The sequence below is a fragment of the Arthrobacter sp. zg-Y1219 genome (assembly GCF_030125545.1).
In the GTDB taxonomy this organism is placed as follows: Bacteria; Actinomycetota; Actinomycetes; order Actinomycetales; family Micrococcaceae; genus Arthrobacter_B.
Genome location: NZ_JASKLY010000005.1, coordinates 65,036 through 89,553 on the forward strand (window position 1 = coordinate 65,036; position 24,518 = coordinate 89,553).

A 24,518-nucleotide genomic window follows, 5' to 3' on the forward strand; every position below is an offset into this window, starting at 1 on the left:
GGCCAATCTTTCCTGCAGTCGGGTGATTCCTTAAATCTACTTGGTGCCTGAGACTTAACTGCAGTACTCGCAGAGCGTAATCCCGGCTTCCGAGTCCCTTGCGTCCCACGGGGACCGTAGGATTCTCTAAGGAACAAGTGAATCAAAGACGTGGATGCAGGCTCCCCCCAGCCCGCCAGCGCGATCACTTCAGCAGGAGACAAGGCAGGCATTTTGACCGGGAACTTCAACTTCCAGCACGAAAACACGGCCCTTCTCAGCGTCACCAGCGTTGAAGCACCGGTAGTTATGACGTCAGCCCAGTTCGACGAACGGCTCGCGCCGTCGCTGAAACGGCTTCGACTCTCCAAGCGACTCCTGGAACGGGTGGCCGGAGTGAGCGAGAGGCGCTGGTGGTCCCCGGGCACCGAGTTCGACGACGCCGCGATCGAGGCGGGCGCAAAGGCCATCGCCGAAGCGGGGGTCGAGCCCTCGGAAATCGGGCTGCTGATCAACACCTCGGTGACCCGGCGGAACCTTGAGCCCTCGGTGGCGGTGAAAATCCACAACGCCCTGGGCCTGCCGTCCTCGGCCCTGAACTTCGACCTGGCCAACGCCTGCCTCGGTTTCGTCAACGGCATGACCCTGGCCGCGAACATGATCGAGTCGGGCCAGATCAAGTACGCCCTGATTGTTGCCGGCGAAGACGCCCAGAGCACGCAGGAAGCCACCTTCCGCCGCCTGAACAGCCCCGATTCCACGCGTGAGGATTACCTGCGCGAGTTCGCCACCCTGACCCTGGGCTCAGGTGCCGCCGCAGCCGTCATCGGCCGCGCCGACGAAAATCCGGGATCGCACCGCATCATCGGCGGCGTGTCCCGTGCCGGCACCGAGCACCATGAACTGTGCGTGGGCGGCGTCGACGGCATGTACACCGACACCAAGGGCCTGCTCGACGGCGGCTTGGAACTGGTCGTCAACGCCTGGGACGAGGCGCATGAGAAGGGCTGGAACTGGCGCTCCATGGACCGCTACGTCACCCACCAAGTGTCCAACTCCTACACCAACGCCATCATCAAGGCCGTGGACCTGGTCCGCGACCGGGTGCCGATCACGTTCCCGCGCTGGGGCAACGTGGGCCCGGCATCGCTGCCGATGACGCTGGCCCAGGAATCGCGCACCCTGAACCCCGGAGACCGCGTCCTGTGCATGGGCGTGGGGTCGGGACTGAACACCATGATGATGGAGATTGCCTGGTGACCGAGCTGTGGCCCGGCGTCCCGGAGTCCTGGTCTTCCCTCGTCCAGGTTCCCTCGACGGCGGCGGTTGACCGTCCCGGAACCATCCACAAGTGGCATCTGCTCGACAACGGCCCGGACCTCGCGGCACGCGGCGTCGAGCCGGCCGGCACCCTGCTCTGCGTGCACGGCAACCCCACCTGGTCCTATCTCTGGCGCACCCTGCTCGCCGCCGGCTCCGCCGCGGACCGGCCGTGGCGCGTCGTCGCCGTCGACCAGCTGGACATGGGCTTCTCCGCCCGCACCGGCGCGTTCCGCCGGCTCGAGGACCGCATCACCGACCTCGGCGACCTCACCGCCGCGCTGGAACTGACCGGCAAGGTTGTCACTGTGGGCCATGACTGGGGCGGCCTCATTTCGCTGGGCTGGGCGCTGCGGCACCGCAGTCAGCTCGCCGGCGTCGTCCTCACCAACACCGCCGTGCACCCCGCCGGGTTCAACATTCCCCCGGCGCTGCGCCTGGCCCTGCATCCGGCCGTTCACGGCTGGGGCACGCAGACCACCGATGCCTTTATCCGCGTCACCCATGCCCTGGCCCAGCCCGCGCTGGCGAAGGACGTCCGGAGCACTTTCGCGGCTCCGTACCGCGGCGCCGACCGGCGGCAGGGCGTCGCGAACTTCGTGGCCGACATTCCGGCCGAGTCCAGCCATCCGAGCTGGCGCACCCTGAACCGGGTGGCCGAGGGCATCCGGCGCCTGGACGTGCCGGCGCTGATGCTGTGGGGGCCGAAGGACCCGGTGTTCTCCGACCGCTATCTGCGGGATCTGATGGACCGCCTGCCGCAGGCCGACGTGCACCGCTTCGAAGGCGCCAGCCACCTGCTGCCCGAAGACGTGGACATCACCGCGCCGATCTTCGACTGGCTCCGCCGGGGTCCGGGCACCGGGAACTCCGAGCTGCGCAGCCGCGCTGCGGCCGGCCTGTCGGTCTTCCGGCCCATGCTGGCTGAACTGGACGAGCGCGACGGCGACAGCTCGGCCGCCGTCGTCGACATGGCGCCGCTGGGCGCACCCGAGGGCAGCGCCCCGGCCACCCTGTCCTGGACCGAGCTGGCCAGCCGCGTCAACCGGCTGGCCGCCGGGCTCTCCGCCGCCGGCGTGCGCCCCGGAGACCGCGTCAACCTGCTGGTGCCGCCGGGCATTGAACTCACCTCGCTGATCTACGCCTGCCTGCGGCTGGGCGCCGTGATCGTCGTCGCCGACGCCGGGCTGGGAACCAAGGGCCTGGGCCGCGCCATCAAGGGCGCCGGGCCGAAGTTCATCATCGGCATCGAACGTGCCCTGACGGGCGCCCGCATCTTCGGCTGGCCGGGCACCCGGATCAGCGTGCAGACGCTCTCCCCCGCCAAGGCCCGCCTGCTGGGAGTGACGCACTCTGTCCCCGAGCTCATCGCCGCCGGCGAGAACGCCGACGTGCCGTGGCGGCGGGAGGATCCCGACGCCGACGCCGCGGTGCTCTTCACCTCCGGCTCCACCGGACCGGCCAAAGGCGTTGTCTACACGCACCGGCAGCTCACCGCCATGCGCGATGCGCTCAAGAACACCTACAACCTGCAGGCCGGCACGTCGCTGGTGGCCGGGTTTGCACCGTTCGCGCTGCTCGGGCCGGCGCTGGGCGCCACCTCGGTCACCCCAGACATGGACGTCACCTCGCCCCGCACGCTGACCGCTTCGGCACTGGCGGACGCCGCTGCCGCCGTCGGCGCGACCACAGTGTTCGCGTCTCCGGCTGCCCTGGTCAACGTGCTGGCGACTTCCGGCGAGCTGGATCCGGACCAGCGCAAGGCCCTGGCCCGGGTGGAGCTGCTGCTCTCAGCCGGCGCGCCGATTCCGGAGCCGCTGCTGGCCGGGGTCTCCGCCCTGGCACCCAATGCGGAACTGCACACCCCCTACGGCATGACCGAGGCCCTGCCGATCACCGATATCAGCCTGGACGGCATTCGGGCCGCGGGTGCCGGCAACGGCGTCTGCGTCGGCACCCCGGTCTCCGGCGCCTTGGTGGCCATCGCCGCACTGGCACCGGACGGCAGCGTCGGCGATACCCCGCTGGACACCCCGGGCATCACCGGTGAAATCCTGGTCTCCGCCCCGCATGTCAAGGACCGCTACGACCGGCTGTGGATCACCGAGTCCAAGAGCGCGTCGCTGCCCGGCTGGCACCGCACCGGCGATGTCGGACACCTCGACGAGCAGGGCCGGCTCTGGGTCGAAGGCCGGCTCGGGCACATCCTCACCACGCCGGACGGCGTGGTCACCCCGGTGGCCGCCGAACAGGCCGCGGAGTCCGTGGCCGGCGTCGGGCGCGCCGCCGTTGTCGGCGTCGGTCCGGCCGGAAGCCAGGTTCCGGCGGCCGTGCTGGAGCTGGAGGAACCGGTGCGACGCGCCGGCACCGCAGCCCCGGAGCTGACCGCCGCCGTGCGGGCCGCGGTGTCCGCGGATGCCGCGGCCGGTGCCGGGCTGGATCTGGCCGCCGTGCTGGTTCTGCCGGCGATGCCCACTGACATCCGGCACAACTCGAAGATTGACCGCACCGCGCTGGCGGCGTGGGCCGAGCAGATCCTGGCCGGCGGCAAGGCGCGCGTGCCCGGGATGGGCGGACGCAAGTGAAGCCCGCGGGGTCGTCGGAAGCTGCGCGGCGCGTCCTGGTGACCGGTGCCAGCGGGCTGCTCGGCGGCGCCGTCGCGCGGCTGCTGGCCGAAAAGGGCCACACCGTCCGCACGCTGCAGCGCACTCCGCTGTCCCCGTCCGGTCCCTCCTCAGCGGGTTCGGCGCCCGAGTCGATCGCCGGCTCCGTCTCTGACCCCGACGCCGCAGCCCGCGCCGTCGAGGGGATGGACGCCGTCGTGCACCTGGCCGCGAAGGTGTCCTTCACCGGCGAGTGGCAGGACTTCGCGGACACCAACATCACCGGCACCCGCACCCTGATCAATGCGGCTCGGGCAGCCGGCGTCCGGGACTTCGTCTTTGTCTCCTCGCCCTCGGTGGCGCACTTCGGCGAGCCGATCGCCGGCGCCGATGCCGGCACCGCGGATCCGGACCGGGCCCGCGGATTCTATGCCCGGTCCAAGGCGGCTGCGGAACTGCTCGCCCTGGCGGAGGACTCCCCCGGGTTCCGGGTCGGTGCGATCCGTCCGCACATTGTCTGGGGACCCGGCGACACGCAGCTCGTTGAGCGGGTGATCGACCGTGCCCGGGCCGGCCGGCTGCCGCTGCTCGACGGCGGCACCGCCCTGATCGACACCACCTACATCGTCAACGCCGCGGCGGCCATCGTCCGCGGACTGGAGCGGATGGATTCCGCCCACGGGCAGGCGCTGGTGGTCACCAACGGCCAGCCCCGTCCGGTCGGTGAGCTGATCAGCGGCATCTGCACCGCCGCCGGCGTCTCCGCTCCGGCCTGGGGTGTGCCCGGATGGTTGGCGCGCGGCGCCGGCTCCGTGATCGAACGGGCCTGGCTGTCCGCCGGAAGCCGCGGCCTGGTGCACGACGAACCGCCCATGACCCGGTTCCTGGCCGAGCAGCTGTCCACCTCCCACTGGTTCGACCAGCGCCGCACCCGCGAAGTGCTGGACTGGACGCCGGAGGTTACGGTGGAGGACGGCATGCGCCGGCTCGCCGCCCACTACGGCGGAACCGCGGCCTAGCAGCCACGTCGTCACCGTCGGTTTTGTTACCGCCGAGTTGGTCACCGTCGATTTCGTTACCGTCGATTCACAGCAGAGGAACTCCATGGACAGCGTCAAGGTTATCGAGAACTGGTCGGTGGAGCATGCCTCCGCCGCCGTCGTGCTGGCGGACGGCAGCGTGGCCGGAACGCACGGCGACGTTGAGCGGCGCTATCCGCTGGCCTCGGTGACCAAGCTCCTGACCGCTTACAGCATGCTGGTTGCCCTGGATGAGGGGGCGCTGGAACTGGATCAGCCGGCCGGGCCGGAGGGATCGACGGTGCGGCACCTGCTGGCGCACAGCGCCGGCTACGACTTTGCCGAACGCACCGTCCGCTACGCCCCGGGCACCCGGCGGCTGTACTCCAATGCCGGGTTCGAGGTGCTCGGCGAAACCCTGGAGGAGGCCACCGGCATTTCCATGGCTGACTACCTGCACGACGGCGTCCTCGCTCCCCTCGGGATGAACTCCACCGCACTGGAGGGTTCGCCGGCCGCCGGCGCGGTGTCGACGGTGGCTGACCTCGGCCGTTTCGCCGCGGAGCTGCAGCAGCCGGTGCTCACCGCACCGGGCCGGCTGGCCGAAGCAACAACGGTGGTGTTCCCCGGCCTGGCCGGCGTGCTTCCCGGCTTCGGCCGGCAGAAGGAGAACGACTGGGGGCTGGGCTTCGAAATCCGCAACTCCAAGTCTCCGCACTGGACCGGAGCCAACAGCTCGCCGCGCACCTTCGGGCACTTCGGCCAGTCCGGAACGTTCCTGTGGGTCGATCCGGACGCGGGTGCTGCGGCCGTGGCCCTGACCGACCGCGACTTTGGGCCCTGGGCTGCCGAGGTCTGGCCGCCGTTCACCGACGGCGTACTCGCGGAGCTCGACCGCGCCTAACCTATGCCGCCGGAGCGGCACACTCGGTCCCGCCACAACGCCGAGAGCGCACGTATGACGGGTTCCAGGGCGACACCCCAGCCGAGAGTGCACATATGGCGGGATCCAGCCGGAAATAGCCGCCAAAGCTGCACTCTCGGTGCAGCCCATGCCCACCTAAGCCACCGGAGCTGCACACTCGGGCAACCAGCGGCCAGCCGGCGAAGCGCACAGCAACCCCGTACGCCAACACGCACTCGGCGCAAGCAAGAGACCGAGACGAATCCCCTACCACCGGCCGTTGCGCGGCCGCGGCTGGCACACCGGACAGCTGTACGAGGAGCGGTTCATGAAGGAATCGCGCCGGATCAGTGTGGAGAGCCCGACGGCGGCGCAGCGCGGACACGGTTCGCCCTCCCGGCCGTAGGCATTCAGCGACCGGGAAAAGTATCCCGAGGCGCCGTTGACGTTGACGTACAGGGAGTCGAAGCTGGTGCCGCCCGCGGCCAGGGCACGGGTCATGACGTCGCGGGCGGACTCAACCAGGCGCAGGGCGTCGGACCGGCGCATGGTTTCGGTGGGGCGGGCGAAGTGCAGCTTGGCAGCCCAGAGCGCCTCGTCGGCGTAGATGTTCCCGACGCCGGAGATCAGCCCCTGGTCCAGCAGGGCACGCTTGATGCCGGTGCGGCGTTTGCGCAGCCTGACATAAAAGTCATCGAAGGAGAACGCCGGGTCCAGCGGATCGCGGGCAATGTGCGCGGCTTCCTCCGGGACCAGCGGCAGCCCGGTTTCCGAGAGTCCGCCGGGGGCGCCGTCGGGCGTCGGGCGCAGATCGGTGAGGAAAACGCCGCCGAAAATGCGCTGGTCCACAAACCGCAGCTCCGCGGGCATCGGCGTTCCGTCTGCGGAAACGGCGGGGCTGAGCGTGAGGCGGACCTTGAGGTGTTTCTCGTCGGGCAGGTGCGGATCTTCCATCAGCAGCTGCCCGCTCATGCCCAGGTGGGCCATCAGCGCGAGCCGGGGAACGACGTCGTCGGCTGAGGAGATGGAGTGCGCACCGGCCGCCGGCGAAGCGGAGGAGGAAGTGGACGGAACGAAGGAAGACTCCACCAGCGGCAGCCAGAGGAACTTGCCGCGGCGCGCCACGTCGGTGACCACGGCGCCTTCGAGGTTGCCGCGCAGGTCCTCGGGTCCGGCAGCGTGGCGCCGCACGGAGCGGGGATCGAGGATTTCGACGCCGGTGATGGTCCGGCCGCGGACCCATGAGGCCAGTCCGCGGCGGACCACTTCCACTTCGGGCAGTTCGGGCACGGAGCTAGGCTCCGGCGGCCGCGGAGCTGCCGGTGGGGCGCACCATCTTCCAGGTCGCGGCGGCAGCTTCCTGCTCCGCTTCCTTCTTGGAGTGTCCGGTGCCGGTGCCGTAGGGCTTGTCACCGATGTGCAGCACGGCGACGAAGCTGCGGGAATGATCGGGGCCGGAGCCGGTGACCTTGTATTCGATGTCGCCGAGCTTTCGGCTGGCCGCGATCTCCTGGATGCTGGTTTTCCAGTCGGTGCCGGCGCCCAGGGCGTCGGCGTTGCGCAGCAGCGGCCCGATCAGGCGCATCACCATGGCCCGGGCGGTTTCAATCCCGTGGCAGAGGTAGACGGCGCCAATCAGGGCTTCGGTGGTGTCCGCGAGGATCGAGGACTTGTCCCGGCCCTTGGTGAGTTTCTCACCCTGGCCGAGCAGAATGTACTGGCCCAGTTCCAGTTCGCGGGCCACGCCGGCCAACGCGCGGGTGCTGACGACGGCGGACCGGCGCTTGGCCAGTTCACCCTCGGACAGCTCCGGGTTGTCCCGGTACAGCGCATCCGTGACGGAAAAGCCCAGGATGGAGTCACCCAGGAACTCAAGGCGTTCGTTCGTGGGGATGCCGCCCTGCTCGTAAGCGTAGGAGCGGTGCGTTAGGGCAAGACGAAGCGTCCCGGCGTCGATATCGACACCGAGACGCTTCAGAAGCTCTTCAGTATTCTTCACTTTTTGGTTTTGACCCGAAAAGCAGCATTCATTTTCCTGTCCGGCACGCCGTGCAGGAAAGGAACACTGATTTAGACGTCCGCTACCTTGCGGCCCTTGTATTCAAGGAACAGCGCGGTACCAGCTGAGTCGGTCACGACCTTGGCCTGGTGAGGCAGGCTGTAGGTAACGCGGCCGTTTTCAACGGTTTTCACCAGGTTGGGGGCAGTTGCCTTCCACTGGGACCGGCGTGCACGCGTATTCGAGCGGGACATTTTCCGCTTGGGAACAGCCACGACTAACTCTCTTCTCTCTCGTCTGACTCTGTACTTGTTGCCGCAGAATTGTCTGCGACGCTGCCAGCCAGCCCGGAGAGGGCTGCCCAGCGAGGATCCACTGTTTGGTGGTGGTGACCCGGATCCTCCTCAAGGCGCGCTCCGCATTCGGAGCAAAGGCCTTCGCAGTCCTCCCGGCACACCGGCTGGAACGGCAGGGTGGTGACCACTGCGTCCCGCAAAACCGGCTCAAGATCGATGACATCTCGCTCGATCCGGTGTTGCTCTTCTTCCTCTTCTGTTCCGAAAGACTCAGCGTCCTCGTAGTAGAAGAGTTCCTGCACATCGACTTCTTCGTCGTACGCGATGGGCTTCAGGCACCGTCCGCATTCTCCCTGAACAGGAGCGATGACGGTTCCGGATACCAAAATCCCCTCGTGCACGGCTTCGAACCTCAGGTCCAGATCAAGATCTGTTCCTTCCGGCACGCCGATAAGCGCAACACCGAAGTCCTTCGGTGCCGGAACATGTTCCTGCATTGTCCGCATAACACCCGGGCTGCGCCCGAGATCCTTGACGCTGATGGCCAAGGGCGACGAACCCGGATAAATCCGCGACTGAACGCTAATGAGAACTCCTGTAGAACATAGACCGACATATCATCTTAGCCTGATACGGCCGATTCTCTCAAACTGCGCCGCACCTTCCCTCAGATCGAGGCAGGGCACGGGCTGCTCATTCCAGTTTACAGGCCGCAGCGCCGGAGGTTTACCGAACGGCCCCTTCAGCGCGCATAAACTGTCAGGATGCTTCCCTCCCTCCGCGCCCTGCCGCACCGCCTGGTGGTCCGGCTCCAGCGCGGAGTGCCGCACCGCGTGGACGTGGCCGTCACCGTCTTTTTCTCCGCGCTGCTGATCTGGCTCTTCGCTGCGGTCAACCTCTTTTATTACCCGCAGGTGCACGAGCCGGCGCAGGCCGACGCCATAGTGGTGCTCGCCGGGGCCGCTGCGGAGCGCCTGCCGGTGGGCCGGGAGCTGGCGGCTGAGGGGTATGCCCCCGAGCTGGTGCTCTCCAGCACCGACACCCGCGGCAACCTGATCACCGATCTGTACTGCGACTACACCGCCGGCGATACCGTCAGCGAGGATCCCGCCAGTGCGGCGGTAACCTGCTTCTTTCCGGAACCGATGACCACCCGCGGCGAGGCCCGCACCATTGCGCGGCTGGCCGCCGACAACGGCTGGGACAACCTGATTGTGGTCACCTCCCGCTATCACCTGCTGCGCTCGGAAACCAACATCAGCCAGTGCACGACGGCGAACCTCACCATGGTGCCCTCCGATCCCGAGCTTTCCCCCGGGCAGTGGCTGGGCAGGTTTACCGAGGAGACCGGCGGGCTCGCCGCCGCGGTGCTGCGGCCCACCTGCGCGAGCAGGATTTAGCACCGGCTCAGCGGCGACTCAGCGCTGAAGCACCGGCAGCGGAAACGCCTCCAGCAACGCGTCCAGCGCGATCCGCAGCCGCGGAAGTGTTGCGGTGCGGGCCAACTGCACCGGGTCCAGCGTGCGCGCCTGTGCCGCGGTGATGCTGACGGCCGACACCGCCGCTGCCTCCAGGGTGGTGAAGAAGTCCCGGAACTTGAACGTGTCCCCGGCAATGACGGCATCCTCGATCCGCACCCAGACCCACGGCACCCCGTAGGCCTGGGCCACGATGATTCCGTGCAGCGAGCTGGAAATGCAGGCCCGGGCGCCGGCCACTTCCCGCACCACCTGTTCCATCCCCTGGCGGGCATCCACGACATGGACCCGGTCCTCCCCCGGCCGGCCACGCTTGTCGGAATCCCCGAGGAGCCCGCGGTGATCGAGGTGCGGCAGCATCGCCACTTTGCCCTGGGACGGCTGGCCGTCCGGGACCGGCAGGAAGCGCGGCAGCAGCAGAGCAGGGTCGCCGTAGATTTCCGGCACGCTCCAGCCCAGCTGCGAGCGCAGCTCTGCGCCGGTAAGCTCTCCGCGCACCGCGTGGATCCGGATACCGCGCAGTCCCGCCAGGCGCTCCGCAGCGGCCGGGGCCAGCGGCGCCATCAGGCCCGCGCCCCACACCCGGGTGCCGTCCTGCTCCAGCCAGCCGGCGGTCGAGCCGACGGCGACCAGCGGAGGTTCGGCTAGGTTTCGCCTCCAGCCGTTGACCGGGGTCCTCCCGGTCAGCCTGCGCACCAGCCAGGGCCCGACGGCGTCGCCGAAGTTGGCGCGTTCATCCCACCAGAGCAGGTTCACGCAGCTCTCCGGAACCTCCCTGCCGCCGGCGGCGACCGCCGCAACCGGCGCTAGCAGCCCGGGCAGCCGTCGTCGCACATCCTCGACCGCAGCCCGTTGCTGCTCCGCCGGCGCGCCGGCCGGCAGGCGGCGCAGCAGGTGCCGTTCGGTGCCCGGTCCGGGAGTCCCCTCCCCCGGTGCGCCCGCCGTCGTGTCCAGGCGAACCAGGTCCGCGTGCCCGATCAGGGCGCTGCGCAGCAGGACCGCTTCCGGCGCCGACTCCGGGTCGCATCCGTCCGCGGCATCAGCGGCCCGCACCGACACCGCACTTCCGGAGCCGCTGCCGTCCCGCACCAGTTCAACGGCAAAGCGGTAACCGCCCGTCTCGACGATTTCCCCGGACAGGTCCCTCGGCACGGGTTAGGCCCCTTGGGCCTGCTGCAGCCGCCGGTAAGCGGCGCGGGGCACCAGTTCGTTGACGTCGCCGCCGAGCGCCGAAACTTCCTTGATCAGGGTGGAGGACAGGTGCGTGTAGCGGCTTTCGGCCGGCAGGAACACGGTTTCGACGCCGGTGAGGTGACGGTTCATGACGGCCATCGGCAGTTCGTACTGGTAGTCCTGGACCGAGCGCAGACCCTTCACGATGGCGTCCACGCCGTGCTCGCGGCAGAAATCGGCCAAGAGTCCGTCGCCCATCGGCAGCACTGAGACTCCGCGCAGGGCACCCAGGGTTTCCCGGGCCATGGCCAGGCGTTCCGGGCCGGAAAACTGGTACTTCTTGGCGTAGTTGGTGGACACCGCCACGATCACTTCATCAAAGAGACTGGCCGCACGCGCGATCACCTCTACGTGTCCGTTGTGGATGGGGTCATAGGATCCGGGGCATACAGCGCGTCGCATAGGTCGAATCTACCCGGTCAAAGCGGGTAATACTGGAAGACATGAGCTCTCCCTCCCCCACACCGCTGTTACGTTCCGACTCCGCCGGTGGAACTCCGCCCTGGCAGCGCACCGCCGCGGGCGCCAATCTGCTGGGCACAGACGGAGCACTGGGGGTGACCATCTTCGAGGAAATCACCGTCCTGTCCGGCCGGCACTCCGCCATCAACCTGGGCCAGGGATTCCCCGACGAGGACGGCCCGGCCGAGGTTCTGGAGGCCGCCCGCGCCGCCATTCTCGACGGCAGAAACCAGTACGCGCCGGGACAGGGACTGCCGGTGCTGCGCAACGCCGTCGCCGCCCATCAGGAGCGCTTCTACGGGCTGCACCTGGACCCGGACACCCAGATCATCGTCACCACCGGCGCCACCGAAGCCATTGCGGCCACGCTGCTGGCACTCACCGGTCCCGGCGACGAGGTGCTGACCTTCGAGCCGTTCTACGACTCCTACGGCGCGGTGATCGGGCTCAGCGGAGCCACCCACACCACCGCCGCGCTGCTGGCCCCGGACTTCCAGCCGGATCTCGCCACGCTGGAGGAGTCCTTTTCCGAGCGCACCCGGGTGGTGCTGGTCAACAACCCGCACAATCCCACCGGCGCCGTGTTCCCGGCCGCAACGCTGCAGCGGATCGTGGAGCTGGCCGCCAAGTACAACGCGGTGATCGTGACCGACGAGGTCTACGAACACCTCACCTTCGGCCCGCTGCACGTTCCCGTGGCTACCCTCCCCGGAGCCGCGGAGCGCACCCTGACGATTTCCTCGGCGGGCAAGACATTCTCCTTCACCGGCTGGAAAATCGGCTGGCTCTCCGGGCCTGCGGAGCTGGTCGCCGCGGTGCGGGCGGTGAAGTCCTTCCTCAGCTACAGCTCCGGCACCCCGTTCCAGGGCGCCATTGCCCTCGGGCTGGGGCTGGAGGATGCGTTCTTCACCGGCATCGCCGCAACCCTGCAGGCCAAGCGCGACGTCCTCAGCGCCGGGCTGCGCGCCGCCGGCCTGACCGTCTTTGAGCCGCAGGGCACCTACTTCGTGAACGCCGACGTCGCGCCCCTGGGCATCACCGACGCCACCGCGCTGGCGCGCCGGCTGCCCGAACTGGTGGGAGTGGGCGCCATCCCCGTGGCGATGTTCTGCCACGAGGACGGCGCCCGCCGGACCCGGACCCTGCTCCGCTTTGCCTTCTGCAAGAAAACCGAAGTGCTGCAGGAAGCGGCCGAACGCATTTCCAAGCTGGGACAGGTGCTCTGATGGCCGGGAAGACGACGAGCAATCGATCGAACAACAGCGACCGCACACCCTCGAGGCTGCTGCGCGGCATCGGCGCCCATGCCACCATCACCGAGGACGGCTTCAGCCCCGGCGCCTGGGTGCTGAGCATCGGCGGGGCCGAGCAGTCGCACGTGAACCTGGCGCATCCGGAGGAGATCTTCTACGAGTATCTGCGCCGGATCGGCAACGTGCTGGACCTGGCCGCGCCCGCGGGGCAGCCGCTGCGGGCCCTGCATCTGGGCGCCGGCGCGCTGACCCTCACCCGGTATCTGCAGGCCACCCGGCCCGGCTCCGAGCAGCACGCCGTGGAGCTGGAGCGGGAACTGCTGGACTTCGTCCTGGCGCACCTGCCGCTGCCCGAGGGCACCGTGCTGGAGACGGTCATTGGTGATGCCCGCGAGGCGCTCTCGCGCTATGAGCCCGGCTCCTTCGACGCCATCGTGCTCGATGTCTTCGCCGGCGCCGATGCTCCGGATCACCTGACCACGCCGGAGTTCTACGCCGAGGCCGCGGCCCTGCTCTCCCCCGCCGGAGTGCTACTGGTGAATGTGGGCGACGATCCCGGACTGGCGTTCTGCCGCCGGCAGGTCCGCGTCGTGCGGGAAGGGCTGGCCGGAATTCCCGGCGCGGGTTTCGCGGCGCTGGGGCCGAAGTCCATGTTCACCGGCCGCTATCCGGGCAACATTGTGCTCGCCGCGACAGCCTTCCCGTGGCCCGAGGAGTGGACCGCCCAGCTGCTGGCGGCTGGACCGCATCCGGCGGACGTCCTGACCGGTGAGCGGCTGGATGTCTTCGCTTCGGGCCGATAGCCGGACTTCGACGCCGCGGGCCGGCGCCAGCGGGCGCTAGGAGCCTGCGGCGGCTTCGTCGTCGTCGGCCTGCGCCGGCTCGGCGAACCAGAGCGTGGTCTCGCCGTACTTGCGTTCGCTGAAGCGTTCCATTCCAGCCGGCCACACCGGCTCCGGTGAACGGGTGGAGCGTTCCAGCACGACGACGGCGCCCTCGGCCAGGTGCCGCGGCAGTGCCCGGAGCACCGCGGCGAGGTCTTCCTCGTCCTGGTCGTAGGGCGGATCCAGGAACACCAGGTCCCAGGTGACGTCGGCGGGGACGCGCAGCAGGTAAGTGTCGGCCTTGGCGCGGTGCACGTTGACGACGCTGCGGCCGGCGGCGTCGTTGATCAGTTTGGCGTTCTGCTTGCAGGTGCCGGCGGCCTTGTCGGCCAGCTCCACCAGGTCCACGGAGACCGCGCCGCGGCTGGCGCTTTCCACGCCGAGGGCGCCGGATCCGGCAAACAGGTCCAGCACGCGGGCGCCGGCCAGGATGTCGTAGGACTCGAGCCGGGAAAACAACGCCTCCTTCACCCGGTCCGTGGTGGGGCGGGTTCCTGTTCCGGGAACGCTGGTCAGGGAGGTTCCGCCGGCGGTTCCGGCAATGATGCGGCTCATGGGTTTTACTTTATCGGGCTTTGGCCGGTCCTCCGGCCTGAAAGTCAGTTGACCAGGGCAGCACGCTCCGGGGCGGCACTCATCAGGTCCAGTTCCTCCTGCCTGCCTGCCACTGCGACTCAGATCATAATCGCTGCTGTCACTTCCAGCGGCTTGCCGCCTTGGCAGAGAATGCAAGGTAATGTGGCAGGCTCCACGATGGAAGAGTCAGCGACAAATCTTAGCAAGAAAAAGGGAGTTTTCGTATAAATTCCTGCCACAGCTAGAATTTGAACCATGCAGATACCCATGCCAAAACTGAGGCCCTTACTCGTTCATAACCGCATATTCTTCTTGGGTCCTGGCGTCAACTCAATAGCAAAAAGCGGTATTAGCTACGCGGATGGCATGCAGGTTCAATTCTCCCCTGATCTTCAAATTGAGCCCTACACAACATACTGGGCAGGCAGTGGACGCAGTCTTGTGTCGATGGGCTCTTTTTCTTACACGCTTTCGACACTGCCGTCTTCCGTAAGCGTAGGAAGATACTCATCCATCGCATTGGGCCTGCGAGTAATGGGTGCCAAGCACCCACTTGAGTGGGCCTCCACTAGCCCGGTCTTCTATAACCGACAGTTGATGATGAGAACATACGAAGGCGATCTGGCGGAGCAGCCCAGATATCAGAAGTTTGAATATCAAGCTGGAAATATAACAATCGGTAACGATGTCTGGATTGGCGAGAATGTCACCCTAGGACACGGTGTTTCAGTAGGGGATGGAGCAGTTATCGCAAGTAATGCCGTAGTGACAAAGGATGTCGCCCCATACACTGTCGTTGGCGGCGTTCCGGCCAAAGTTATACGTTCCCGTTTTGATGACGAAACAGTGCGCCTCTTACTCGAAGCACAATGGTGGAGATACTCACCGAGCAGTCTTAGGGATGTGGATGTCCGTCATCCGCATGAATTCGCTGCCAACGTCATTGAATTGGCCAAGACTAGTGACATCGAGGAATACTCACCGTCGTTCCTAGACGGGAGAGAACTAGAAGAGGCTGCAAGAAGCTGAAGGGCAAGCTTGGCCGTCACTTTTGACGCACAATCCGCAGGGTCACACCCGCAGAGACGCAGAGATACGTGCCGGGTCAGCCGCGCTCCAGGAAGGCTTCCTTCTCCGGATTCAGGTAGTCCTCGATGGCCTCGTTCAGCGCCGGATTCTCCGTCAGGTCCGGATCCTCCTCGACCAGGGCCGTGGCATCGGCGCGGGCCTTTTCGATCAGGGGTTCATCCTGGATGGCCCGCAGCAGCTTCAGCGTGGACTGGCCGCCGGACTGCGAGGCGCCCAGGATGTCCCCCTCGCGGCGCAGCTCCAGGTCCTTGCGGGACAGCTCAAAGCCGTCGGTGGTGGCAGCCACTGCCTCCAGCCGTTCCCGGCTGGGATGTCCGGGTTCCAGCCGGGTGACCAGCAGGCAGGTGCCCGGCAGCCCGCCGCGGCCGACGCGGCCGCGCAGCTGGTGCAGCTGGGAGATCCCGAACCGGTCGGCGTCCATAATCACCATCATTGACGCGTTGTGCACGTCCACGCCCACTTCGATGACGGTGGTGGAGATCAGGAGGTCGATGTCGCCGCGGTTGAAGGCGGCCATGGTTTCGGTTTTCTCCGCCGGTTCCAGCCGCCCGTGCAGGATGCCGATCCGCACGCCGGCGAGCGCCGGCACCTCGGAGAGCTGCTGGAACATTTCGGCGACGGAGGAGAGGCTCAGCTTGTCGGCCTTGCTGCCGGGAGCGGTCTCGTCGTAGAAAAGATCGGAGCCCGGCTCCCCCTCCTTGTCGCCGATCTTGGGGCAGACCACATACACCTGCCGTCCGGCGTCAATCTCCTCGCGGGCACGTTCCCAGATGCGGCGGGCCCAGGCCGGGTTTTCCGCCAGCGGCGCCATGAAGGTAGAGATCGGCGCCCGGCCGGCCGGCAGTTCGGAGAGGGTGGAGACGTTGAGGTCACCGAACACGGTCATGGCCACGGTGCGCGGAATGGGAGTGGCGGTCATGACCAGCAGGTGCGGAGTGCTGCGCCCCTTGGTGCGCAGGATGTCGCGCTGTTCGACGCCGAAGCGGTGCTGCTCGTCGACGACGACAAGGCCCAGATCGGCGAACTGCACGTGTTCGGAGAGCAGGGCGTGTGTGCCCACCACGATGCCGGCGGCACCGCTGGCGGCATCCAGCAGGGCGGCACGGCGCTGCGCGGTGTTCATGGAGCCGGTCAGCAGCGTGACCTGGGTGGCGTCCTCGTCGCTGCCCAGCCGTCCGCCCTGGCCCAGCGGACCCAGGGTCCTCGTGATGGACTCGTAGTGCTGGGCGGCGAGGACCTCGGTGGGGGCCAGCAGCGCCGCCTGTCCCCCGGCGTCGATCACCTGGAGCATGGCGCGCAGCGCGACCAGGGTTTTGCCGGAGCCCACCTCGCCCTGCAGCAGCCGGTTCATGGGGTGCGGGCGGGCGAGGTCCGCTGCCAGCTCCCGGCCGACCTCGGCCTGGCCGTTGGTGAGCGTGAACGGCAGGGCGGCATCAAAGCGGTCCAGCAGACCCCCGGTCCGCGGCGGACGGGCGGTGGCGTCCTCCTGCGCGGCGATGCTCCGCCGCCGCGCCAGGGCGGTTTGCAGCACCAGGGCCTCCTGGTAGCGGAACCGGTGCCGGGCCTTGTACGCCTCACCGACTTCCGCCGGCCGGTGGATTTTCTCGTAGGCCTCAACCAGGCCCAGCAGGTGCTCGCGCTGCCGGATGGACTCCGGGATGGGGTCGTGCAGCTCTTCGGTCTGCAGGGTGAGCAGCAGGGCGTCGACTGCCTTCTTGATGTCCCAGCTGTTGAGCTTGGTGGCGGCCGGATAGAGAGGGATGGGCCGCTTGGCCTCTTCCTCGTCGTCGGCTTCCTCGTTGAGCACCACATAGTTGGGGTTGGTCAGCGTCAGCTGCTTTTTGTAGACGCCCACCTTGCCGGAGAACATGGCGCGGGTGCCGACCGTGAGATCCTTCTGCGCGGTCCAGCCGTTGAAGAAGGTCAGGTGCAGCAGGCCGAGGGCACCGCTGGCGTCATCGGTGACAGTCACCTCCAGGAGCGTGCCCTTGCGGGTCTGCATGCGCCGGGCGTTGGCGCTCTGCACCCGGGCGATCAGCGTGACGTCCTCGTCGAAGGGGATTTCCGCGATCGGGGTCAGCTCCCCGCGCTCCATGTAGCGGCGCGGAAAGTGGTGGAGCAGGTCGCCGACGGTCGTCAGGCCCAGATGCTTCTCCAGCTTGGTGGCGGAGGGCTTGCCGATGCGCCGCTCGAGCGGGAAGTCCAGTTCCGGGGGAACGTTAGACCTCATGGGCCTCGTGGATTCCGCTGCCCTCGGGAATTTCATTGGTTTCGTGGCCATCGGCGGAAAGCTCGGTGATGGTCAGGTTCATGGGCTCGCCCACGGTACGGAGCAGATCGATGGCGATTCCGGCGTCGGGCGTGTGGACGTGCACGCGCCAGCGGTAGCCCTCCCCCACGGCGTTCACGGCGCTCATGATCACCGAGTCCCCCAGCTCATCCAGCTGCAGACGCAGGGTCGCGGCGTCCAGCGGGCTGAGGTTGATGGTGCACATCACTTCCACGCCCTCCATCCGCGGCATGTCGCCGTGAATGTGGGGAGCCTGCACGTCGTACCCGTGCAGGCCGTCAAGCAGTTCCTCCTGCAGTTCCTCGCCCAGCGCGGCAGCGCGCAGGGCGTCCAGGACAAGCAGGAACCCGACGCCGCCGGCGTCGACCACTTTGGCCTGGGTCAGGGCGTCCAGCTGCAGTTCGGTGTGCACGACGGCGGCCAGGGCGGCATTCGTGACCGCGCGCAGGGTGGCGGCCAGCCCGGCGTTGCTGTCGTCGCCGGTCTGGGCGGCTTCGGTGTCCCGGGCAGCGTTGGCGGCCTCCTCCAGCACCGAGAGCATGGTGCCGGGAACGGGATCGCTGAGCACGGACCAGGACCGCAGCTGCGCGCGGTGCAGTGCGGAGGCCAGCAGCGGCGCCGAGAGGCGGGTGGTGCCCTGCAGGGGCTCGGCCATGGCGGTCAGGAAGACGGAGAGCAGAGTGCCGGAATTGCCCTTGGCGTCCTCCATGGCGGCCCGGCCGGCAATACCCAGCAGTTCGCCGATGTCAGTGGTCTCGGCGTCGGCGATGGCGCGCGAGGCGGAGCGGAGGGTGAGGTAGAGATTGGTGCCGGTGTCGCCGTCGGCCACCGGAAAGATATTGATCGCATTAAGCCGGTCACTGTGGTTACCCAGAGACACTTCGGCTTTGCTCAACCATCGCTTCAGCGCCTGTGCGTTCGCGGTGATTTTGGTCTGCAAAGTGAACCCGTTTCCGTGCTGTCGCTGATATTCCGGCCCCCGGACACATTCAGTCCCCCGAGTGTTCCGGGCCGGTTTGGACAGTAGGAAGCCTACCGCAGCCGCCTTGGCGGTGCCGATAACGATTTGCACAAATGTGGGAAAGTTGAAGGATGGCCAAGAGACGGTACCCCGACATTGCAGCGGCACGGCACATGGGCACCGTTCGCATGACGGACGAAGCACGTTCCCCGGAAACGTCCCCGGTGACATCCCCTGGTACTCCCGCTGTGACCTCCCCCGTGAGCCCCGAGCCCAGCACCCCTTCGGCTGCTCCCGCAGCGGCCCCCCGGCCTGTCAGGTCCACGCGTTACCGGAGGCAGCGGGCCGCGGCGATAGCCGTAATGGCGCTCGTCATCGTTGCCGTTCCCACCCTCGCCGTCCTGCTCTTCTTATTCGGATAACGGCCCCGGAGACCGCATAATTTATTCGGCCCGAATCTGGCTCGAAAACTGCTAGAAACAGCTAATCCGCTACGCTAAGGGATTACACTTCACTGTTTGCCTGTTGGGGGTTGTATTTTGCCGGTAGTCATGCCCATATACGGGACACGTCCCGAGGCCATCAAAATGGCGCCCATTGTGGCCGCGCTTCGGAAATCTGAAGTGCTCGACTGCTTCGTCACTGTCACCGGCCAGCACCGCTCCATGCTGGACCAGGTCAACAACCTCTTTGGCATTGAACCGGACTACGACCTCAACATCTTTGAGCCCGGACAGACCCTCAACGGCATCCTCGCCCGGACCATCGACGGCTTGGACAAGCTCTTCAACGTAAACCGGCCCGACGCCGTCATCGTCCAGGGCGACACCACCACCTCCACCGCAGCAGCCATGGCCGCCTTTTATCACGGGATCCCGGTGGTCCACGTCGAAGCCGGCCTGCGCAGCGGCAATCCCTTCTCGCCCTTCCCGGAGGAAGGCAACCGCAAAATCACCTCGCAGATCGCGTCACTGCATTTGGCCCCTACCGAAGGCAGCCGGCAGAATCTGCTGGCGGAAAACATCAATCCGGCGAACATCGTGGTCACCGGCAACACGGTCATTGACGCGCTGCTCGCGACGGTGGAAAAGAATGTTCCGTTTGTGGATCCGGAGTTGGAAAACCTCGCGTCGTCCGGCCGGAAGGTCCTGCTGGTCACGACCCACCGCAGGGAGAACCAGGGCGAAGGCATGCAGGGAATCGGCCGCGCGCTGGGCCGCATTGCCCGCGCCGAACCGAACCTGACCATCGTGCTGCCGATCCATGCCAATCCGGTGGTCCGTGAAGCGGTCCTGCCCCACCTGGACGGTCTGGACAACGTGCTGGTCACCGAACCGCTGGAGTACGGCGAGTTCACCCGGCTGCTTTCCCTGGCGCACATCATCCTGACCGATTCCGGCGGAGTTCAGGAAGAAGCCCCCAGCCTGGGCGTGCCCGTCCTTGTCCTTCGGGAGAACACAGAGCGCCCGGAAGCCGTGGAGGCTGGCGTGGTGAAGCTTATCGGCACTGATGAGGACCGCATTGTTTCCGAAGTGGACCGCCTGCTGCACGACCGGGTGTACTTCAACTCCATGGCCGAGGCAATGAATCCCTATGGGGATGGGACCGCTGCTGCGCGGAGCATGGTTGCCCTCGAGAACCTACTGGACAAAAAAGTCCACTGACAGTGGGATATGTGCAAATCGCTCATACTGTGATAAGAAAAATCCCTAACAAGACTAACTTCGAGAATGGGCTGCTGACATTAGCTCGTTCCAGCTTTCTATGAGTTGATCTTCAGATAAACGATCCGAAATTTCCCGCGCGGCGGCAGACATTCGCTGACGTCTTTGTGGGTCTTGCAAAAGGCTAATAAGCGACTCTGCCAACCCTGATATATCACCCGCCTCTACAAGAAGGCCGTCACGTTCGTGCGTGATCAGATCATTCGGGCCATATCTGAAGTTCCATGAAACCGGTACACAGCCGGCAGTCATGCTCTCGGCAAGAGACAGACAGAAACCTTCATAGGATGAGGCGACAACGGAGATAGCAGCGCGACTGAACTCGCTAAAGGCATCCGCCGTGAAACCGCGAAAATGGATCGAGTCCGAAAGCCCCAAGGATTTGGCCAAATCACGAAGCCGACTCTCTTCCGGTCCCCTCCCGAAAAGACTCAGCGTTGCTTGGGGATGACACTTCACAACATGCGCAAAGGCTTTAAACACATGGGCATGCCCCTTAATCGCGTCGAAACGTCCAACCATGACAATCCGGTTTGGGTCTCGTTCAAGCTGACGATCGATCGCGATTCTCGGCATATGGTGCGGAATGACGTGAAGAATATCGGAGCACCCAAACTCATCCACTATATCTTTCCGTTGCTCCTCCGTCAGCAACACGAGCGCCTTATACTCCTTAAGGTGCTTGAAAAAGTCCCTTTGCTCCGGTCGAAGCGGAGCTGAAGCGCCGTAAGGCGCAGTGTGGTGGTTGTTGTGAAACGTATAGATAACCGCTGCAGCGTTGCGCTTTTCCAACTCCTGAAGAGACGCCCGGTGGAATCCATACTCCGAAATCACTGTCGGTCCCACGACACCCTTGAAAACAATCTCATGAAACCAGTAGTCTATTAGCGAAGAAAGCGCTGAAAAGTTTCTAATGCCCTTCGACGTATGCATCGCGATATTCGTGATAGCGCCAGTTTCTGGAGACTTACTTTCTTGCAAATAAATGTTTCCAGAATGGTCAAGGTACTCGATAAGGTGTGGCTTATTCTCAGGAGTCATTCTCTCGACCTTGCAGGCCCTCCCACCGGAGTCATACCAGGTACGCTTTGTTCGCTTACCACTGCGGAGGGTGTCTATTCCCGCAACCTTATCGTCCCGCATCCAAACGAAGTGCTTGTAGTCCCCATCCTGAGAGCCACGCCAAATATCCGACCGCTTTGGATCCTGGACATAACTCCATCCGTTCTGAGCCCTACCCAAAGGACTGGAATAGGGATGCTCTTCTCTCGCACCTTCGATCCCAGCGAGATCGTAATGCATGCTTCGCAGCTTTATCCTGCCGTCAGCTAAGGCGCCCTCTTCCTCCAACGTTTGGACACTGTCTTCAAAATTAGGGGAATGTTCACTGACCAAAATCTCGAAGCTATGCCCAGAATTTGCCAAAGCACGTGCTCGCCGAAGAACGCTCGTGGCCAGCCCGGTTGGACGTGCCGGGACTCCACCAAACATGACATTGTAGATATGCATACTGATCCTCTGCCGACTTTATTTGCGGATACCCTCACGCTACACGAACCAAACCGACCCAGAACCCAGCGCAGATTACTATTTGCCCCGTTCTCGGCGAAGCAGACTGTTCGAAAGAGTTGCAGCATGCCTCGCTGACTCAGGCCACACCCCACTGAACAACAATTAATGCTAACTGATTTTTTGGTAACCAAACCTCGATAACAATTTGCCAAAAAGACTTTTGCTAGATGAAGTCAAGGGCGTGGGAAGCTGGGTGCTTTGTTCATAAAAGCTCTCGGTTTCTTCGGTATAATTCCAAAATGCGGACTTTTTAACTGTGCTTGAGTCCGGTTTGTAAAACGGCTTAACCAGGGAGAGATGAGGACGTTCCCACGCAATGTCCCGGCGTACAACGCGTGCTGGAGCACCAACGGCTATGCAGTTATTTGGAACTTTGCCTTTAACAACGGAGCCAAGCCCGATAACGGATCCGTCCCGGATATCCGCACCACCGAGAATGGAGGAATTATTACCTACCCATACGTGCGAACCAATCACAATATCTTCCGTGACGTTAATACGCTCCCCACTCGACACATCAAAGATCGGATGGGCGTCGTCGGCACGCACTTGTATTCCGCTAGCGAACATGACGTCGTCGCCTATGACTACTGACGAACCCTCTACAGATGAAATGTATACATTTCCGGTCATGGATACATTATTTCCAACAGTGATCGCTGCATCCTGGCCCACGCGAGAATGTATCTTTATTACCCCTCCACCTTTACTGCTTCCAATCGCAAAGTGACCGTTGTCGCAATCAAACTGAACATGAAGCAGTACTATTCTGGCGCTTGCTGACACAATTAGCTTGTTGTTCGAACCCCTGAAAACTATATTGATATTCTCGTCGACTAAGCCGGTATAAGTAATCTCGTTGCCGCGGTCGTCTTTGTAAATTGCAAGTCGCATAACTGATTCCACCAGCACAGAATACCGGCCACACGACCGCAAGAGAAGCACATGTGCTTTCGTTACGGCGACATGAGAAACTACTTGTATGACTCAGCAAGTATTTATAGCAATGTTCGGCCCGCTGCCGGACCGCCCCACCGGCCTGGCTATGTCCGTTCTGCGACGTGCCCAAGCCTTTGCGGCTGAAGGTACGAAGACCACGATTCTCGTGGACCAGTTTGTCCCCGATATCGACCGGCATATAGCCGGGCTCCAAGATGCTGGGCAGTTGGCAGAAGGTATGATTGACGTTCGGTCGATGCACCTAGATTTTGCTGGCCGCAAACCCATGCCTTCCAGCACGGAATATGTTGCGCCAACCCATATCGGAGAATCTGGCTGGGTATACACACCAGATACGAAGCGCTGGGAAGTTTCCAGAGGGCGATACGAGGGCGACTACCGAGAATTTGTTTGGATGCGGACGTCGAAAACCGTGAGCTTCATCGACTACCTCACCGACAATGGTAAACGACGTCTACGCCGCACATGGTTTGACGAGGCCGGTCAAGCGTGCAAAGTCGAGCTAATGAACCACACAACTAACAGGCCCGAGGTCATAGATTACTGTCGCCCCGACGGATCTGTCTATCTGTCAGAGCCCCAAGAGACATCGCAGCGACACCTTACACTTCATGACGGGAGAGTGGTTCACTTCTCGTCCTACGATGGAATGTATGAGTATTGGCTGCGTAATTTTGTAATGCTCGATATCGGTAAGCCGACGATAATTTCCGAGTATGGGCGCCGGCGAAACGCGCTAGCTGCCGTTACCTCCGCCTTGGATGGAGTGCTGATTTTTACCTTCCACTCTTCACACTATGGCTCTCCGTATACTTATGGCAGTCCGACTCGGCCGGATCAGAGACATTTCTTAAGCTCGATCGAAGATCTTCCTGCATTGGTAGTGTTAACGGAGGAACAACGTCTCGATCTGCTTAAAGAGCACGGGCTGATCAACAATCTGCATGTAATACCCCACCATGTCCCCAAAGTTGAACGTTCTGTTGTGCGGGATCCAAACAAAATTGTCATGGTCGGCCGGTTCGATAAGAACAAGGGACACATAGACGCACTAAATGCGTTTTCGCGAATCCGGGAAAAGTGCCCATCCGCTTACTTCGAGATCTACGGACGCGGCCCCGATGAGCAACAGATCGTAGACTCTATCGAGCACCTTGGCCTACGGGACTCCGTCCGTATCATGGGATTTACTGATGATTCGGCCAAAATTTTTGCTGGTGCTGCTGTGTCCTTTGTGACTTCGAACCACGAAGGATTCTGTCTTTCGCTGATCGAGAGTATGGCACAAGGCTGCGTACCTATCAGTTATGGCTTCAAATATGGCCCTGCAGATATCATGCAGAACGGGAAAGATGGATTTATTGTAGCGCCAGGGAATATATCGGAACTAGCCGATTCAGCGATTCTACTACTCAGTGATCACGGATTGCGAAATAATATGAGCACCACCGCACGGCAAGTTACAGAGCGATTCACCGAGCAACGTCTCATCGATGATTGGAGAAGCTTGTTCAACATCATGGGCTCCGGTGTATTAGCGCTGGGCTAAACGCTTGAAGCACTCAACATCGGATGTTTGCCCCGCGGGTGAGGACAATATTATCTCCGTGCAGCACTAAAGAAGAAGGCTCTTAGGCTGAGACTGTTTATATCCTAAGAGCCTTCTCCGCTTACGGAAGCCAGGGATTCTAGCGCAAGACGCGGCTTCAAGGAGGGTATCTGGAACTACAAGACCCTATTTTGGGGTGGCACTCGAATGCGAGGGTCTGGCCCCGCTTGTCGGCACCAACACCAATGCCGGGCCACTAGCAACCACAGCGACCCTTTGACGGCATAACTCTGCCGTATACGGTCCCGATCATAAGGGGATGCCGCTTACCGAGCATGACACCCAGCCTCGAAGACGAACTCGGGCC

21 protein-coding genes are annotated in these 24,518 nt (G+C 64.2%); 10 read left to right on the forward strand and 11 right to left on the reverse strand.

Going from position 1 to position 24,518, the window contains the following annotated elements; genetic code table 11:
• Positions 1–213 precede the first annotated feature (213 nt).
• From QNO00_RS03305 to QNO00_RS03320, 4 genes are all read left to right on the forward strand, one after another.
• Positions 214–1,239, forward strand: coding sequence for a 3-oxoacyl-ACP synthase III (locus QNO00_RS03305; protein ID WP_229965337.1), 1,026 nt, complete (start codon positions 214–216; stop codon positions 1,237–1,239).
• Complete coding sequence (locus QNO00_RS03310; RefSeq protein WP_284023651.1) at positions 1,233–3,884, forward strand: alpha/beta fold hydrolase; 2,652 nt, start codon at positions 1,233–1,235, stop codon at positions 3,882–3,884. Before QNO00_RS03305 ends, QNO00_RS03310 begins: the two co-directional genes overlap by 7 nt.
• Positions 3,881–4,921 carry an NAD-dependent epimerase/dehydratase family protein gene (locus QNO00_RS03315; protein WP_284023618.1) on the forward strand — a complete coding sequence of 347 codons (1,041 nt, stop codon included), beginning with the start codon at positions 3,881–3,883 and terminating at the stop codon, positions 4,919–4,921. Before QNO00_RS03310 ends, QNO00_RS03315 begins: the two co-directional genes overlap by 4 nt.
• A gap of 85 nt (positions 4,922–5,006) precedes the next feature.
• Positions 5,007–5,825 carry a serine hydrolase domain-containing protein gene (locus QNO00_RS03320; RefSeq protein WP_284023619.1) on the forward strand — a complete coding sequence of 273 codons (819 nt, stop codon included), beginning with the start codon at positions 5,007–5,009 and terminating at the stop codon, positions 5,823–5,825.
• Between the two features lie 267 nt (positions 5,826–6,092).
• Here the strand turns inward: QNO00_RS03320 and mutM are convergent, their stop codons facing one another.
• The 4 genes from mutM to QNO00_RS03340 form a co-directional block, all read right to left on the reverse strand.
• Positions 6,093–7,115 carry a bifunctional DNA-formamidopyrimidine glycosylase/DNA-(apurinic or apyrimidinic site) lyase gene (mutM, locus tag QNO00_RS03325; protein WP_284023620.1) on the reverse strand — a complete coding sequence of 341 codons (1,023 nt, stop codon included), beginning with the start codon at positions 7,113–7,115 and terminating at the stop codon, positions 6,093–6,095.
• A 4-nt stretch (positions 7,116–7,119) separates the two neighbouring features.
• Positions 7,120–7,824, reverse strand: a complete 705-nt coding sequence (gene rnc, locus QNO00_RS03330; RefSeq protein ID WP_229965333.1) for a ribonuclease III — start codon at positions 7,822–7,824, stop codon at positions 7,120–7,122.
• A gap of 71 nt (positions 7,825–7,895) precedes the next feature.
• A complete protein-coding gene (gene rpmF, locus QNO00_RS03335; protein WP_055240805.1) occupies positions 7,896–8,099 on the reverse strand; it encodes a 50S ribosomal protein L32 in 204 nt (67 codons plus the stop codon).
• A gap of 2 nt (positions 8,100–8,101) precedes the next feature.
• Positions 8,102–8,668 carry a YceD family protein gene (locus QNO00_RS03340; protein WP_229965332.1) on the reverse strand — a complete coding sequence of 189 codons (567 nt, stop codon included), beginning with the start codon at positions 8,666–8,668 and terminating at the stop codon, positions 8,102–8,104.
• Between the two features lie 216 nt (positions 8,669–8,884).
• Here QNO00_RS03340 and QNO00_RS03345 point away from each other — a divergent pair, with 216 nt between their 5' ends.
• Positions 8,885–9,520: a YdcF family protein gene (locus QNO00_RS03345; RefSeq protein ID WP_284023621.1), complete on the forward strand. Its 636-nt coding sequence runs from the start codon at positions 8,885–8,887 to the stop codon at positions 9,518–9,520.
• Positions 9,521–9,538: 18 nt separating this feature from the next.
• Here the strand turns inward: QNO00_RS03345 and QNO00_RS03350 are convergent, their stop codons facing one another.
• Both QNO00_RS03350 and coaD read right to left on the reverse strand, forming a co-directional pair.
• Complete coding sequence (locus QNO00_RS03350; protein ID WP_284023622.1) at positions 9,539–10,750, reverse strand: polysaccharide pyruvyl transferase family protein; 1,212 nt, start codon at positions 10,748–10,750, stop codon at positions 9,539–9,541.
• Between the two features lie 3 nt (positions 10,751–10,753).
• Entirely contained in the window at positions 10,754–11,233 is a 480-nt protein-coding gene (coaD, locus tag QNO00_RS03355) for a pantetheine-phosphate adenylyltransferase (protein ID WP_229965329.1), read from the reverse strand.
• 41 nt (positions 11,234–11,274) lie between these two features.
• On the opposite strand from coaD, the gene QNO00_RS03360 reads away from it, so the two are divergent.
• A complete protein-coding gene (locus QNO00_RS03360; protein WP_284023623.1) occupies positions 11,275–12,519 on the forward strand; it encodes an aminotransferase class I/II-fold pyridoxal phosphate-dependent enzyme in 1,245 nt (414 codons plus the stop codon).
• A complete protein-coding gene (locus tag QNO00_RS03365) occupies positions 12,519–13,349 on the forward strand; it encodes a spermidine synthase (protein ID WP_284023624.1) in 831 nt (276 codons plus the stop codon). Before QNO00_RS03360 ends, QNO00_RS03365 begins: the two co-directional genes overlap by 1 nt.
• Positions 13,350–13,385: 36 nt before the next feature.
• On the opposite strand, the gene rsmD is transcribed toward QNO00_RS03365, so the two are convergent.
• Positions 13,386–13,985: a 16S rRNA (guanine(966)-N(2))-methyltransferase RsmD gene (rsmD, locus tag QNO00_RS03370; protein ID WP_229965326.1), complete on the reverse strand. Its 600-nt coding sequence runs from the start codon at positions 13,983–13,985 to the stop codon at positions 13,386–13,388.
• Positions 13,986–14,261: 276 nt separating this feature from the next.
• Here rsmD and QNO00_RS03375 point away from each other — a divergent pair, with 276 nt between their 5' ends.
• On the forward strand, positions 14,262–15,035 hold the full coding sequence (locus tag QNO00_RS03375; RefSeq protein WP_284023625.1) for a CatB-related O-acetyltransferase: 774 nt from the start codon (positions 14,262–14,264) through the stop codon (positions 15,033–15,035).
• Between the two features lie 76 nt (positions 15,036–15,111).
• Here the strand turns inward: QNO00_RS03375 and recG are convergent, their stop codons facing one another.
• Both recG and QNO00_RS03385 read right to left on the reverse strand, forming a co-directional pair.
• Positions 15,112–17,325: an ATP-dependent DNA helicase RecG gene (gene recG, locus QNO00_RS03380; protein WP_229965325.1), complete on the reverse strand. Its 2,214-nt coding sequence runs from the start codon at positions 17,323–17,325 to the stop codon at positions 15,112–15,114.
• The gene (locus QNO00_RS03385; RefSeq protein ID WP_229965365.1) at positions 17,315–18,292 is read right to left on the reverse strand and encodes a DAK2 domain-containing protein; all 978 of its coding nucleotides are present in this window, start codon (positions 18,290–18,292) and stop codon (positions 17,315–17,317) included. Before QNO00_RS03385 ends, recG begins: the two co-directional genes overlap by 11 nt.
• A gap of 605 nt (positions 18,293–18,897) precedes the next feature.
• Here QNO00_RS03385 and wecB point away from each other — a divergent pair.
• Positions 18,898–20,010 (forward strand): non-hydrolyzing UDP-N-acetylglucosamine 2-epimerase, encoded by a 1,113-nt coding sequence (wecB, locus tag QNO00_RS03390; protein ID WP_269439150.1) that lies wholly within the window; start codon positions 18,898–18,900, stop codon positions 20,008–20,010.
• A 54-nt stretch (positions 20,011–20,064) separates the two neighbouring features.
• Here wecB and QNO00_RS03395 read toward each other — a convergent pair whose 3' ends face one another.
• Positions 20,065–21,579 (reverse strand): glycosyltransferase, encoded by a 1,515-nt coding sequence (locus QNO00_RS03395; protein WP_284023626.1) that lies wholly within the window; start codon positions 21,577–21,579, stop codon positions 20,065–20,067.
• 171 nt (positions 21,580–21,750) lie between these two features.
• Positions 21,751–22,548 (reverse strand): acyltransferase, encoded by a 798-nt coding sequence (locus QNO00_RS03400; protein WP_284023627.1) that lies wholly within the window; start codon positions 22,546–22,548, stop codon positions 21,751–21,753.
• A 76-nt stretch (positions 22,549–22,624) separates the two neighbouring features.
• On the opposite strand from QNO00_RS03400, the gene QNO00_RS03405 reads away from it, so the two are divergent.
• Positions 22,625–24,151, forward strand: a complete 1,527-nt coding sequence (locus QNO00_RS03405) for a glycosyltransferase (protein ID WP_284023628.1) — start codon at positions 22,625–22,627, stop codon at positions 24,149–24,151.
• Positions 24,152–24,518: the final 367 nt, after the last annotated feature.

Bases quoted from the DNA above. Each gene is read 5' to 3' on its own strand.
- QNO00_RS03320 (WP_284023619.1), top strand. From the start codon at position 5,007: ATGGACAGCGTCAAGGTTATCGAGAACTGGTCGGTGGAGCATGCCTCC.
- QNO00_RS03345 (WP_284023621.1), top strand. From the start codon at position 8,885: ATGCTTCCCTCCCTCCGCGCCCTGCCGCACCGCCTGGTGGTCCGGCTC.
- coaD (WP_229965329.1), bottom strand. From the start codon at position 11,233: ATGCGACGCGCTGTATGCCCCGGATCCTATGACCCCATCCACAACGGA.
- QNO00_RS03360 (WP_284023623.1), top strand. From the start codon at position 11,275: ATGAGCTCTCCCTCCCCCACACCGCTGTTACGTTCCGACTCCGCCGGT.
- QNO00_RS03365 (WP_284023624.1), top strand. From the start codon at position 12,519: ATGGCCGGGAAGACGACGAGCAATCGATCGAACAACAGCGACCGCACA.
- rsmD (WP_229965326.1), bottom strand. From the start codon at position 13,985: ATGAGCCGCATCATTGCCGGAACCGCCGGCGGAACCTCCCTGACCAGC.
- QNO00_RS03375 (WP_284023625.1), top strand. From the start codon at position 14,262: ATGCAGATACCCATGCCAAAACTGAGGCCCTTACTCGTTCATAACCGC.
- recG (WP_229965325.1), bottom strand. From the start codon at position 17,325: ATGAGGTCTAACGTTCCCCCGGAACTGGACTTCCCGCTCGAGCGGCGC.
- wecB (WP_269439150.1), top strand. From the start codon at position 18,898: ATGCCCATATACGGGACACGTCCCGAGGCCATCAAAATGGCGCCCATT.
- QNO00_RS03395 (WP_284023626.1), bottom strand. From the start codon at position 21,579: ATGCATATCTACAATGTCATGTTTGGTGGAGTCCCGGCACGTCCAACC.
- QNO00_RS03405 (WP_284023628.1), top strand. From the start codon at position 22,625: ATGACTCAGCAAGTATTTATAGCAATGTTCGGCCCGCTGCCGGACCGC.